This window comes from Actinoplanes sp. NPDC049118 (genome assembly GCF_040648555.1).
Classification (GTDB): Bacteria; Actinomycetota; Actinomycetes; order Mycobacteriales; family Micromonosporaceae; genus Actinoplanes.
Genome location: NZ_JBEZDY010000014.1, coordinates 20,460 through 34,043, shown reverse-complemented (window position 1 = coordinate 34,043; position 13,584 = coordinate 20,460). Strand labels below are relative to the sequence as shown.

General features: G+C 69.8%; 10 protein-coding genes and 1 tRNA gene. 4 read left to right on the top strand and 7 right to left on the bottom strand.

The genetic code is table 11. The features are described 5' to 3' along the window. Positions 1-85: 85 nt before the first annotated feature. Complete coding sequence (locus AB0B58_RS22680; RefSeq protein ID WP_360226760.1) at positions 86-2,440, top strand: AAA family ATPase; 2,355 nt, start codon at positions 86-88, stop codon at positions 2,438-2,440. A gap of 160 nt (positions 2,441-2,600) precedes the next feature. On the opposite strand, the gene AB0B58_RS22675 is transcribed toward AB0B58_RS22680, so the two are convergent. The 5 genes from AB0B58_RS22675 to AB0B58_RS22655 all read right to left on the bottom strand — a co-directional run bounded on the left by AB0B58_RS22675 (position 2,601) and on the right by AB0B58_RS22655 (position 5,671). Further along, positions 2,601-3,623: a site-specific integrase gene (locus AB0B58_RS22675; RefSeq protein WP_360226757.1), complete on the bottom strand. Its 1,023-nt coding sequence runs from the start codon at positions 3,621-3,623 to the stop codon at positions 2,601-2,603. Continuing rightward, positions 3,613-4,104: a hypothetical protein gene (locus tag AB0B58_RS22670; protein ID WP_360226753.1), complete on the bottom strand. Its 492-nt coding sequence runs from the start codon at positions 4,102-4,104 to the stop codon at positions 3,613-3,615. Before AB0B58_RS22670 ends, AB0B58_RS22675 begins: the two co-directional genes overlap by 11 nt. Before the next feature lie 133 nt (positions 4,105-4,237). Next, a tRNA-Leu gene (locus tag AB0B58_RS22665) sits at positions 4,238-4,325 on the bottom strand. Between the two features lie 436 nt (positions 4,326-4,761). After that, complete coding sequence (locus tag AB0B58_RS22660) at positions 4,762-4,839, bottom strand: hypothetical protein (RefSeq protein ID WP_360227330.1); 78 nt, start codon at positions 4,837-4,839, stop codon at positions 4,762-4,764. Between the two features lie 394 nt (positions 4,840-5,233). Further along, entirely contained in the window at positions 5,234-5,671 is a 438-nt protein-coding gene (locus AB0B58_RS22655; protein WP_360226750.1) for a nitroreductase family deazaflavin-dependent oxidoreductase, read from the bottom strand. 648 nt (positions 5,672-6,319) lie between these two features. Between AB0B58_RS22655 and AB0B58_RS22650 the strand changes: the two genes are divergently transcribed. From AB0B58_RS22650 to AB0B58_RS22640, 3 genes are all read left to right on the top strand, one after another. Beyond that, positions 6,320-6,829 carry a SigE family RNA polymerase sigma factor gene (locus AB0B58_RS22650; RefSeq protein ID WP_360226747.1) on the top strand — a complete coding sequence of 170 codons (510 nt, stop codon included), beginning with the start codon at positions 6,320-6,322 and terminating at the stop codon, positions 6,827-6,829. Continuing rightward, positions 6,822-7,487: a hypothetical protein gene (locus AB0B58_RS22645; protein WP_360226744.1), complete on the top strand. Its 666-nt coding sequence runs from the start codon at positions 6,822-6,824 to the stop codon at positions 7,485-7,487. The genes AB0B58_RS22650 and AB0B58_RS22645 overlap by 8 nt, the downstream gene beginning before the upstream one ends. A gap of 250 nt (positions 7,488-7,737) precedes the next feature. Continuing rightward, entirely contained in the window at positions 7,738-9,876 is a 2,139-nt protein-coding gene (locus AB0B58_RS22640; protein WP_360226741.1) for a WD40 repeat domain-containing protein, read from the top strand. Positions 9,877-9,891: 15 nt separating this feature from the next. Here AB0B58_RS22640 and AB0B58_RS22635 read toward each other — a convergent pair whose 3' ends face one another. Both AB0B58_RS22635 and AB0B58_RS22630 read right to left on the bottom strand, forming a co-directional pair. After that, positions 9,892-12,231, bottom strand: a complete 2,340-nt coding sequence (locus tag AB0B58_RS22635; RefSeq protein ID WP_360226738.1) for a transketolase-like TK C-terminal-containing protein — start codon at positions 12,229-12,231, stop codon at positions 9,892-9,894. A gap of 23 nt (positions 12,232-12,254) precedes the next feature. Then, positions 12,255-13,463 (bottom strand): PLP-dependent transferase, encoded by a 1,209-nt coding sequence (locus AB0B58_RS22630; protein ID WP_360226735.1) that lies wholly within the window; start codon positions 13,461-13,463, stop codon positions 12,255-12,257. Positions 13,464-13,584: the final 121 nt, after the last annotated feature.

Genomic DNA, 13,584 nt, shown 5'->3' with positions numbered 1-13,584 from the left:
TTGGTGTCGTCCGTGACAGTAGGGTCGGCGTCGATCGCGGCAATGGTGCTCCCGTGACGAAATTCCGCACCGAATTCGCACTCGCGTGCCTACCGCCGGGTCCGACGGCGACGCGTTCGCGTCCTCATCCGCGCCGGGTGAACCACCGAGACCGAATATCGATCAGACTGCATGCGTGACAGGGCTTCCTTTCGATCTCGTCGAAACAAAACTCGGGGTTCCGCCGATCCGGCCGGGCACGGTGGCGAAGACGGATGTGATCGCACGGCTCTGTGAGTCACGGCGCCCGTTCGCGACCGTGATCGGCCCGGCCGGGTACGGCAAGACGACGTTGCTCGCCGCCTGGGAAAGAACGGATCCGCGGCCGTTCGCGTGGATCGCCCTCGACGGCCGCGACGACGACGGCATCCCGTTCCTGCGATACATCGTCGCCGCCATGCATCGAATCGAGCCGGTGCCGCCGGAGGCGTTCGACGCCCTGTCCGGTCCCGGCGCGGCGGTCTGGTCGACGGGCCTACCCCACGTCGGCGCCGCGCTGGCCGCACGTCGACATCCGTTGGTGTTGGTGCTCGACGATCTACACGCGATGCGGAACTCGACCTGCCTGGATGTGCTCGCCGCACTCTGTGACTACGTACCGCCGGGATCCCAGATCGCGGTGGCGAGCCGGGAGGATCCCGCCCTGCCACTTGCCCGGTGGCGAATGCAGGAACGGCTGACCGAGGTCGGCGTGCCTGACCTGCGGTTCGACGAACAGGAGGCGCGAACACTGCTGAACGCTGCGGGCGTGGACCTCGACGACACCGCCGTCGCGGACCTCACAGGGAAGACCGAAGGCTGGCCGGCCGGCCTCTATATGGCCGCGCTGTCGGTGAAGACCGGAGTGGTCGGTCCAGCTCCCGCCGAGGCCTTCACCGGTGATGACCGGCTGGTGGCCGACTACTTCCGGTACGAGCTTCTGTCGCGGCTGCCCGAGGCGGAAGCCCGGTTCCTCATGCACACCTCGGTGCTCGACCGGATGTCCGGCGGCATCTGCGACGCCGTGCTGCGGGCCACCGGGTCGGCATCGACCCTCGCGGCCCTGGAACGGTCGAACAGCTTCCTGGTGCCGCTCGACCGCCGCAGCGAGTGGTACCGCTATCACCACCTGTTCCGCCAGCTCCTGCGCAACGAGCTCGATCACCACACCGATCCGGCGACTGTGGCCGAGCTGAACCGGCGGGCGATGACCTGGTGCATGGCCAATGACCTGCCCGAGGCTGCCGTGTCGTACGGTCAAGCCGCCGGCGAGACCGCAACCGTCGCCGGTCTGGTCGGCGAGCAAGCCCTGGCGCTCTACTACGACGGCCGCATGGCCACCGCGGAGGAATGGCTCAGCTGGTTCAGCCGTGCGGAACTGGCGCAATTCCCCGCCCTGGCCGTCTTCGGCGCCTGGTTCCGCGTGCTGACCGGGCGGCCGGCAGAGGCGCAGCAGTGGCTCGCCATCGCCGACGGGGCCACCACTGCGATCCCCTTGTTCGACGGCAGCCCCACGATCAAGCCGTGGGTCGCGAATCTGCGGGCGTTCATGATGCCCCACGGTGTCCGGCAGGCGCTCGCGGACGCAGATCTGGCGATCGAGCAGTTCCCGCCGGCAAGCGACTGGCTGCCGAGCGCTCTGCTCGCCCGGGGCGCCGCGCATGCGCTGCTCGATGAAGCCGAAGACGCACACGCCGATCTCACCGCCGCGATCGACCTGGGAGCCGTATCCGGAGCCAGCGAAGACGCGCTCGTCGCCGAGGCCGAACTCGCCCTGCTCGCCATCCGGCAGGCGGCGTGGACCGAGGCCGCGGTGCACGCGCGACGATCGCAGATCCTCATCGAGCAGACCGGCCTCGGCCACTACGGCACGAGCGCGCTGACCCCCGTCCTAATAGCCCGCATCGCCCTGCACGAGGGCGATGTGGCCAAAGCCCGCCTGCTGGCGGCGCGCGCCCATCGCCTGCGGCCGCTACTCGACCATGGCCTGCCCTGGTTCACCGTCCAGGTCGGGCTCGAACTGACCCGCGTCCACCTCGCCATGGGTGAGGAGGCCGCCGCCCGCACCATCTTCACCGAAACCGAACGGGTGCTGGAACTGCGGCCGGACCTCGGAACGCTCTCCAAGGAGATGGGTGAGCTGCGCGAACGGCTGCGAGCCGCCGGCACCGGAGGAGTCCGGGCGATGACCCTGACCGGCGCGGAGCTACGGCTACTGCCCTACCTCGCCACGCACCTGACCTTCGCCGAGATCGGCCGCCGCCTGTACGTCTCGGGGAACACCGTCAAGGCGGAGGCCGTCTCCATCTACCGAAAGCTCGACGCTTCCACCCGCAGTGCCGCGATCGAGCGCGCCGTCGATGTCGGGCTTCTGGAAAGCACGATCTATCCGCCCCGACCGGAGCGCACCCCGGCACGGTGACCCCGCCATGGATCGCACCCTGACCGACGCTGACGACATCACCATCGACCGCTGTAGGTCGCTGGCACCGGCGGCAGCCGAGCACCAACCCACAAGCACCGACTTCGCTTGGGTTTGGTGGCGCGGCGGCGACTTGGACACCCGTTCAGTCGATCCCTCGTCACATGCCGAGGTCTTCGAGGGATGCCGCGAGTGGATGGGGTTGGCCGGTCATCGCGGCGAGGGCGGTGGCGACGGCCTGGAGATCGGCTTTGACGTACGTCGTGGTGGCGGGGCCAGTGTTGTCGGTGTGCCCGGCGTAGGCGCGGGCGATGCCGTAGCCGAAGTTGCGTTCGACCCAGGTCAGGGTGGTGTGGCGTAGCCAATGGGTCGACACGTTCTGGGCGGCGACCCAGGGCAGCCGGTCGCCGATGCGCTTCCAGAGGTGGTCGTAGCGCCGCGAGGTGAGTCCCCGGCCGTCGCGGTAACGCAGCAGCTGATCGGTCGGCCGGACCGCGCCGCGGGTCGCGGCGTGTGCCTCGAGGCGGGCAGCCAGGTCGAGGGTGACCGGCTGCCAGCGCAGCGTCTCGCCCTTCTCCTGTAGCAGTACCAGGCCGTGAACGGTGTCGAGGTCCATCAGCCGCAGGGACAGGGCGCCGCCGCGCCGGCAGGCGGTCTCGGTGTGCAGGCGCAGCAGCAGCGCGTCCAGCACGGCGTCGTTACCGCTGGTGCGGACCACCTGGTTGATCTCGGTGAGCTCGTTCGGTGTCAGGGCCCGGCGTGGGCTCGGCAGTCGTCGCGGCTTGGGCACCTGATGCGCCGGGCTCGCAGTGGCGGCAATGAGACCGTCGGCGATAGCCCGGTTGAACATGGCCCGGGCCGCGGTGATGGCGTTCTCCCCGGCGTGTCGGCCACCCCTGCCGTTGCGCCGCCGGCGAGCGGTCCGCGCGCACTCCCGCTGGAACGCCTCGACGTCCGTCGCCGCGATGGATGTCAGCGGCCGGTCGCCCCACGCCGCGACCATGCGGTTCCAGTACGAGCCATAGCTGCGATTGGCTGCGGCACTCGCGGCCGCCCGCACACGCGGTAGATACTCGGCCACGGTGGTCGGGTCCGAGTGCTCGACCAGTAGGTCGGCGACGCTGATGCCGAGCTGGGCGAGCAGGGTTCGGGCAGTCGCGACACGATCAGGATCAGGTGTCATCACGGCGCACCTGATGGCGGTAGTGCTCGGCCAGCAGCTGCGCTACCTGGGCGTGCGGATGGACGACCAGCACACCGCATTTCGGTGCGGCCACCAGCACCACCCCGTGATCTGTATCCAGACCGAGTAACGCACGCGCCGACCCCGGCACCGCGATATCTCCCCGTGCACCTACCGTGTGCCGGCCGGTCGGTGATGAACCGATCACCAGAGCCTCATCGACAACCGCGAGATCGATGCGACGCCCCGGTGCCCATCCCAGCGCCCGCAGCAGCGCTCGGGCGGAGAATCGGCCGGATCCATCGAGATGAGCCATGTCGAGCAGCAGCGATTCCCGGCCGTCATCGGCGGGAAGTGCCGGCCGTGGCAGCTCCGGAACGATCAACGGCGGTGAAGGCCTGCGCCGACGCGTCACGGGTGGGATCAACGCGCCGATCATCTGTTCGGTACGTCCGGCACTCGACACCACCGACGAGCCCACGACGCCCAGCGTGACGCCCCCGAGAAGATCATGACTCGGAAAGCGGCAAAGTCAGACCTACCGACGCCGCCCACCGCCGACACGGGAAATGAAACGGTGGAAACTCACCAGTATCGTGAGAAACCACCGTAAATGGTGTCCGAGGGGGGACTTGAACCCCCACGCCCGATAAAGGGCACTAGCACCTCAAGCTAGCGCGTCTGCCATTCCGCCACCCGGACCTGCTTGCCCAGCCTAACGGGGCCGACCTGCGGGTTGCACCCACACTCGGCTGCCCGGCGGGCCGCACAGGAGAGAACTTTACACGGCCCCCGGCGGGACCCGAACTCGGGCACCCCGGTGCGCAGGGTTGGGACTGTTGCCCGGACCGCGGTTACGAACGGGCGGACCGACTCGGAGGCGGCACGGAGTTCGGGGTGACAGCCCAGGCCCCTGCCGCGACTACTCACTGTCACGCTGGACCGAGTTGCAGGGGTGGCCGTGAAGTCCAGCCGGTCGCCTGGACGGTGGGCGCCGCACCGTGCAGTCGGGTTCGGCGCAGTGCTGCTCGACGAACTCGCGGATGATCGGATAGCTGCCGGTGAAGCCTTGCGGCGATCTCGCGATACCGGGCGCAGCGCGGCATTCGCACACGATGCGCGCACTTCTTGTCGTTGCTCATGATCGACGTGGTGTACGCGCGTCCCAGCGGTCGAGCGATTCGATATCCATCGGCGAGAGCTTCCACCGGCGCACCGGGTCGATCTGCCGGATCGCGAACCGGGTCCGCTGCTCGGCGTGTGTCACAACTTGGTCACCGAGAAGCCACTCTCCATCGGCATCGCCTCGAGCAGCAGCGCCTGCCGCGGGAAGAGCTCGTAGTCGCAGTCGGTACACAAGCCCGTCACCGGTCGAACAGCACGATCTCCCGGCGGTCGGCGACTGGGAGAGGTAACGGTGGAAGTACCAGTTGCCGAGTTCGGTCTCCGTCGGCTTCGTCAGCGCGACGGCCCTCGCACAGAATCACGTGCTTGGTGGCGGCCTCCGCACGCTGTAGCCCTCGCGCAGCAACTGGTCGAGATACTCCTGGAACTTGAAGTATCGATCCACCCTGCCGCGGGAGGACCATTTCGAGGAGCGCGCCTTACGGTCAGCGGGGGATGATGCGGAAGACCGGGAAGTCCGGTGCCGCCGCGGTGATGTCGGCCTCCGGGGAGTCCGCCTTCAGGCCGTCGAAGAACGCGCCCGTCTCCCAGGCCCACTTGCGCAGGTAGATGCGGATCAGTGGCGGCTTGTCCGCATCGGCGATCTCCACCGGGGTGAAGCGCTGGGTGCGGCGCCCGAGGCGCAGCTCGCCCTTGCCGGCGGCGCGCAGATTGCGTACCCATTGGGTCTGGCCTCGGGGGGCGAGCAGATAGCGCTCGCCCTCGTGGGTGAAGAGGTTGACCACCGTGGTGCGGACCTCGCCGCTCCTGCGGCCACGCACCGCGAGGACGCGGCTGCCCATCAGGCTGATCCCGCGGGCGGTGAGCCACTTGGCGACCCGGTTGAAGGCCTCGGCGCTGCGCTTGGGGGCAAGATAACGCATGTCTCCTCCCCGATAGAGAGCAGTGCTCTCGATTGAGATCAGTGAACCTCAGTTTGTCGCCAGGCGTCAAGGGCGGCGCTTGCGCCGGCGCGGCGCTTGCGCCGGCGCATTCCGTTGGATGCGGGATTCGGCAGACAGGAGGCGACCACGAACAAACCGGTCTGCTGTACGGGGGCCGACGCCACCGCGATCTCGATGGCACGCCGTTGCCTCGCAGCACGGATGACAAACTCGGCTCTCGACCACCGCGAGGTGAAACCGTGCTCGCTCAGCTCAACAACCGCGTGCTGCCGACCGGCAGGACCGTCACGGAGCCGGTCGTCTCGAATGCGGCACCGATCTCCGTGCAGTCGTGCGAAGAGGGAAGCTCAACCCGCGGCCGGCACAAGCCAGCCCCGGCGGAATTCCGCCGCCAGGAGCGCGACCGCGAGCGCCGCGAAGACCGTCGCGCGGACCGCTCCTCGACCAGGGGCGGCTTGCGCCAAATTGTCACCCCTCGATACCGACAAGTGTCCCGACTGCCAGGCTCATCACCGACTGGCCGCTGCGTCAAAGCGAGAATCTCAACTTCGGTGGTAACACTGCGGGCCTCCGGTGCGTGCTTATGACAGGAACAGACAGCAGTACGGGAACAGGAGCCGAGCCAGGATGTCGACCGAAGCAGAGTTCGACGCCTTCTACGCCGCCACGGCAAAACGGCTGGTCGCGACGGTCTATGCAATGACCGGGGACCTGGCCGAGGCCGAGGACGCGGTGCAGGAGGCGTACGCACGGGCCTGGCAACGATGGGGCCGGCTCACGGAGCAGGGAGATCCGCTGCCCTGGGTGCGTACCGTCGCTTCCCGGCTGGCGATCAGCACCTGGCGGCGCACCCGCAACCGGCTTCGCGCTCAGCTGCGGCACGGCCCCGAACCGGACCTTCCGGGGCTATCCGAGGATCGGGTCGCCCTGATGGCGGCGCTGCGCCGGCTCAGCCCGGATCAGCGGCGGGCGGTGGTGCTGCATCACCTGCTCGACCTCCCGGTCGAGGCCGTGGCGCGCGAGACGGATTCGTCGAGCGGTGCGGTCCGGACCAGGTTGAGCAGGGCTCGCAAGCTGCTCGGCGCGCAGCTCACAAACATGGACAGGTACGACGAGGAGGTTGTCGCGAATGGCTGACGTCGAGGAACTGCTGGACGGTGTCCCGGTGCGGCTCGCGCCGGCACAGGCCGTACGTGCCCGGGGCGAGCGCCGCCGGGCCCGGCGGACGGGACTGGTCGCGACGGCGGTGGTCGCCGCGACGGCGGTGAGCATCGGCTCGTGGCTGCTTCCGACACCCGGGCCGGGCGGTGCCGGCGTTCCGGCGGGTGGCACCGGCGTAGCCGCGGAGGGCGCGAACCCTTTCATGACGGACGATGTGGTGCGGCTCCGGAAGCCCTCGGACCTGCCGATGTACGCGGCGCTGCACTGGAAGATCGACTACTCCAAGAGTGAATCTTCCGATCTCGTCGCCCTGCCGCAGGCCGGTCTGGACGGCGTGTGCAACGGCTGGCCCGGTGGCATCCAGGGGCCCGAGCAGCTGTTGACCGGCACCTACTCCGGGAAGGGCGACGCCAGGGCCCGGTACCGCGTCTCCCAGTATGCGGAGGTCAGCCAGGCGCTCGACGCGATCCGCGGGCTCGGGCAGACCCTGCGTGACTGCGGCCTGAAGGAGAACGAGGCGGGCGCCCGCTACAGCGGGAGGACGAACGCCAACGGCCCGTGGCTCGACGTCAGCGTGCGGCGCTGGGGAGCGTGGGTCGGCGTGACCGAGGCGCAGTACAGCCCGGCATCCTGAGGCCCGCTCATGCTTCTGATGACAAATGCTACTGACGCGGCCCGGTACCGGTCGGCAAGGGTGTGTGGGCGAGCACCCTGAGTCCGGTCGGGAGAGTGCCTTAGTGAGTCGGAAGTCGGGACCCCGCGGTCGCAAGCCCGGGCCGCGGTCCGGCGGATCGCCGGAGTCGGATGTCGGATCCGAATCCGGAGGTTCCACGCCGCGGGGCGATGATCGGCACCTGCCGATCGATCTGGGTCAGGCCACCGCGGTGGGCTCGGTCCTGCTGGTGGTGGTGTTTCTGGTCAAGGCCTTCGCTGTGGCCAGGTATTCACTGACGACCACCTCCGGGTTGATCGCCGCGGCGCCGTTGCAGGTGGTCCTTGGAACGATTTCCATCTATTCGTACGTGGTCATGCCGGCGCTGGCGTTGGGGGTCGCGTGGCTGAGCGTGTGTTGGTGGCGGGATCCGGAGCGGGCGAGCTACCCGGCGGCGACCTGGACCATCGCGATGGGGATCATCGTGGTGACCATGCTGATGTCCCCCACCGAGTTCTTCCTGGTGGGTCTGGCGTTGGTGGCCATCTGTGTCCGGCTCGAGCTGGGCATCCGGCGAGGCGCGCCGCCGGGCGTGGCCACGGCGTGGTGGGAGTCGCCCGCGCGGTGGTCGTTGCTGGCCTTCGCCGTGGCGGCGGTGATGGGCGCCGGCGGATTCGCCTGGCCGGATCCATTGTCCTCCACTGTGGACGTCACGTCGTCTGACCTCCGCACGTCGGGGTTGGTGCTGGTCGGGGCCGCCGCACTGGTCGACGCGGTGCTGACGTATCGGCGCCGGCTCCCACTGGCCGGCCGGCTCCCGCTGATGACCGCCGGCCTACCCGTGCTGAAATCGGGCCGCCGCAGGGCCGCGCGGCGGCTGAGGGGCCGCTCGTTCCTGGTGCTGGGCTCGGTCGTGATGACCGCGTACCTGGTGTACACCATCGACATCCCGTGGATGCCCGCGCAGATCTTCGTGCTCAAGTCTCCGGCCGAGATTTCCACCCAGGACAAGCTGGTCGCGCCGCGGGTTTTGTCGATACAGCGGGTGGGAGCGATCGAGGGTTACCTGCTGGCCGAAAACGAGAACTTCGCCACCGTGCTCGAGGCCGACAGCCGGCGGATCGTACGCATCCCGGTCGACGACATCGTCGCGATGCCCTACTGCCATCGGGACCATGAACAGCTGCCGGGTAAGCCGCCGCTGCTGATGTCGCTGCGCGGCGCGAAGTACAACTCGCACAACATCACCTGCGAGACGCTTCGGGAGGCCCTGGTACCCCATCGCGGAATCGCGTTCAATCCGTCTGGCTCGGTTCTCGCCGCGGCCGGGTGGGACGGAGCGATCGGGCTGTGGAACCCGGGGACGTGGCAATCGTGGGGAACCGCGCCCGCGATGCCGGTGACCGAGCGGGTCGAGGCGCCACCCGAGTCCGGCCAGGTTCCCTACCCGGTCGCGTTCGGTTCCGGCGCGGAGAGGCTGGCGGCGGCGTCCGCCGACGGGCGCGTGCGGCTGTGGAACACGTCGTCCGGGAAACCGGCGTTCGCGCAGCCGCCGACGACGCTGCCTGCCCGGCGGAGCCTGACGAACCGCCCGGTCGAGGTCAACGCCTTGACGTTCAGCGGCGACGGCAGGCTTCTCGCCGCTGCCGCCGCGGACACGGTTCGGGTATGGGACACCACCGACGCCTCCCGGCCGCCGTACGAATCGACGCCGAATCCGGGCGTCCGGATCAATGCCGTCGCCTTCGTCGGGCCGGGCCGGCGGCTGGCCGCCGGGGGCGACGACGGCCAGTTGAGACTGTGGGACCTCGCCGACCCGGGCAGCACGCCCATCGCGGTCCCGGTCTTCCGGGAATCCGGGAAACAGGCCCCGAACCTCGTCAACACGGTCCGCGCGGTGGCCGTCACCCCGGACGGAAGCACCATCGCCGTGGCCGGCGGGCGTCGAGACGTTGCCCGCCAACGCTTCAGCGAACCCTATGAGCCCGACGTGGACGTCCGGGTTTGGAACACCGCGGTCCTGCTCGACGATCCGGCCGCCAGGCCGACGATCGTGACCAACAAGCAGGGCGGCGCCGTGAACGCGCTGGCCTTCAGCCCCGATGGCAAGATCCTTGCCGGTGGCAGCAGCGATGCCACCATCAGGCTCTGGGACGCCGCGGACCCGTTGGCACCGCACGCCGTCGGGGATCCGCTGACGGGTCACACGGGTGCCGTCAATGCGATCGCCTTCAGTCCGGACAGCAGGGTCCTGGCGAGCACCGGGACCGACCAGACCGTACGGGTATGGGACGTGGCGTCATTCCCCGGCGGGCAGTCCACCACGCGCGACGTGCTGAGCCCACCCGGGCCGAAGGCGGCTGCCAAGTAGGAACGCGGCGAGATGTCAGCGGCGGGCCATGGTCAGCGCCGCGTCGATTATCGAGCCGGTGTCGATGCCGTGTATCCGGTACGCGTCGGCGAGGCCGGAGGACTGTCCGAACGTGGTGACGCCGAGGCAGCGGATGCGGTCCCCGCGGGCTGCGGCCAGGAAGGCCAGCGTGTGCGGATGCCCGTCGTGGACCGTGACCAGGGGCTTCGGGTGGTCGGCGGGGAACAGTTCGTTCAGGATGCCGCCGCCCAGTCCGGCGTCGCGGCTGTCTCGCTGCTGCAAGGAGCGGAAGACGAGGTCGGGGCTCGTCAGGCAGACGACGCCGGCCCTGATGTCCTGGGCGGCCAGGGTGTTCGCGGCCGCGATGACCTCGGGCATGATCGCGCCGACGCCGACGAGGGTGACGTCCTCGTCCTGTGGGAGGTGGTCGGCGGGTAGCCGGTAGCCGCCGGCGACTGCCTGGCGGCGGCGGCGTTCGCGCAGGTCCGGGTCGTCGGGGAGGCGGGCGAGGTCGGGGCTGATCGGGCGGGTGGAGAGCCGGAAGTAGGCGGATGTGCCTCCTTCGACGCCGACCTGGCTCATGGCTTGGAGGAAGCACCATTCGAGGTCCTGGGCGAATGCCGGCTCCCAGGCGACGCAGCCGGGCTGTTCGAGCCCGATCGACGGGGTGGTGATGGACTGGTGCGCCCCGCCCTCCGGGGCCAGGGTCACGCCGGAGGGGGTACCGACGAGGATCGACTGGCCTCCGGCGTAGATGCCGTAGGACCAGGGTTCGAGGGCGCGGGAGACGAAGGGGTCGTAGATGGTGGCGATGGGGATGAGCCGCTCGCCCCAGCGGGACCAGGTCACCCCGAGTTCGCCGAGGAGGGAGACGAGGTTGACCTCGGCGATGCCGAGCTCGATGTGCTGGCCCTGGTTGTCCTCGCGCCAGCGCAGCACGCGTTCGGCGTCGTCGGCGAACCAGTCGTGCCGGTCCTCGACCGACCACACACCGGTCTTGTTGATCCAGCCGCCCAGGTTGGTGGAGGAGGCGACGTCCGGGGAGCAGGTGACGACCCGGGCGGCGGCCTCGGGGGCGTCGCGGGGCAGGTCGGCCAGGAGGCGGCCGAGGGCGGCCTGGGTGCTGATGGGCTTGCGGTAGCCGTGGCCGAGCTGGGTCGGCACGGCGACCGGCGAGGTCGGCGCGACGGGCTCGCGGCGTAGCGCGGTTCCGCGTTCCTCGCACATCCGGCCGGCGGCGGTGTGTGGCTCGAAGCGCTGCCACGGTGCCTTGCGGTCCATGCCGGAGGTCGTCGCGAGGGCGTCCATCTGTGCGGCGGAGAGCAGCGCGGAGTGGTTGCTGGGGTGGCCCTCCGTCGGCAGGCCGCGGCCCTTGACGGTGTAGGCGAACACCACGGACGGGCGGTCCGGGTCGACGCTGCGGAAGGTGTCGACGAGCAGGCCGAGGTCGTGGCCGCCGAGGTCGCGGACGGCGGCGGCGAGGTCGGCGGGCGGGATCTCGTCCAGCAGTGCCTTGAGCCCTGCCGTGTCGGCGACGGTCTCGCTGCCGGCGAGGATGCGTTCGGCGATCTGTGCGGGGTCGACCCGCAGCATCCGCTGGTACTCCTCGTTGGGCATCGCCTCGAGCCGGGCGCGCAGCGCCGGCCCGCCGGGCCGTTCGAACAGCCGTGAGATCTCGCGTCCCCATTTGAGGACGACGACCTGCCAGCCGGCGGCGGCGAACATGCCCTGCAGTTTGGCGATCTGGATGTCGGGGACGACGCGGTCGAGGGACTGCCGGTTGAGGTCGACCACCCAGAGGAGCTCACCCATCTTGGCGACCGCCGGATCCATGACGGCTTCCCAGATCGCTCCCTCGTCGAGTTCGGCGTCGCCGAGGAGGCTGACGAACCGTCCGCCGGCGGGGACGTCGGGGAATCGGGAGGCGACGTAGCGGTGTGCCATCGCCGCCCACAGCGCGGCCGTCGCGCCGATGCCGACCGAGCCGGTGGAGAAGTCGACGGTGTCGGGGTCCTTGAGCCGGGACGGGTAGGACTGCAGGCCGCCTTTGGCGCGCAGCATCGGCAGGTAGGACTCGTCGAGGTCGCCGAGCAGGTAGTTGATGGCGTGCAGCACGGGCGAGGCGTGCGGTTTGACCGACACCCGGTCCCGGCTGGTCAGTTCGGCGAACCACAGGGCCACCATGATGTCGACCATCGAGGCGCTGGAGGCCTGGTGGCCGCCGACCTTGACCCCGGAGTCGTTGGGCCGGCCGGCGTTGGCGGCGTCCACGATCGATGCCGACAGCCACAGCACGCGGCGGGCGATCACGCGCAGGGTCTCGACGCCGGGAGCGGGGGTCGACGCGTCGTTCATCTGTCTCTCCGGGTCGGTTCGGTCTAGCGGGTCGAGAGGACGGACGCGGCCGGGACGCGGACGGCGACGGCGAGTGCCTGGTCGAGGTCCTCGACGAGGTCGTTGACGTGTTCCAGGCCGATCGAGAGCCGCACCACGTTGGCGGACGGGCGGGCGTGCGGCGCTACCGGCCGGTGCGTCAGTGCCGCCGGGTGCTGGATCAGGGAGTCTACGCCGCCCAGGGAGACGGCGTGGGTGAACAGCCGGGTGCGGGCGGTGATGCGGCCGGCGGCCTGGAATCCGCCGCGCAGGGCGAGGGAGATCATCGCCCCGGTGCCGCGCATCTGCCGGGCCAGCAGCGCGCGCGGGTCGCCGTCGAGGCCGGGGTAGTAGACGCGTTCGACGGCCGGGTGCTCCGCCAGCCAGGCGGCGATCCGGGCCGCGTTGTCCTGCTGGGCGCGTACGCGGATCGGCAGGGTCGTCAGGCCGCGGTGCAGCAGGTAGGCACCCAGCGGGTGGAGCAGGCCGCCGGTGACGGCCCGGACCTGGCGCAGCCGTGCGGCGGTCTCCTCGCCGCAGGCGATGACGCCGGCGACCACGTCGCCGTGCCCGCCGAGGTACTTGGTCGCGCTGTGCAGCGCCATCGAGGCACCGAGGGTGACCGGGTTCTGCAGGACCGGGGTCGCGAAGGTGTTGTCGACGAGCACCGGGACTTCCCCTGCCTGTGCGACGACGGCCGCGATGTCGACCATCTCCAGCGTGGGGTTGGCCGGTGTCTCGAGGATGACCAGGCCGGTGTCGGACCGGATGGCGTCGCCGACGCCCGCCTCGTCGCAGTAGGTCACCTCGGCGCCGAGCAGGCCGGTGGCCAGCAGGTGGTCGGTGCCGCCGTACAGCGGCCGGACTGCGACGATGTGGCGCCGGCCGATCATCGTCGTGTGCGCCAGGATCGCGGCGGTCATCGCCGCCATTCCCGACCCGAAAGCGACCGCGGTGTCGGCGTGCTCCAGCTGCGCCAGCGCCGATTCGAACCGGGCAACGGTCGGGTTCCACAGCCGGGCGTAGACCGCGCCGCCGTCCGGCAGGGGGTAGCCGCCGGTGGCCATGCTCTCGTACGACTCGCCGCCGCGGAGGATGTCCGGGAGCGGGTTCGTCGACGACAGGTCGAGGGGCAGGGCGTGTACGCCGAGCGCGGTGAGGTCCTCACGGCCGGCGTGCACGGCGATCGAGTCGCTGTGCAGGGTGCTGGTCATGGCTCCAGAATTACGGAAGTCACAACTCTTTCATAGAGTCGTTGTGAATTCCGCAACTACGCTGGCAGATCCTGTATTTTCGAGGAAACGACGAGCGCGTTGGGAGCGATCACGTTGGGGA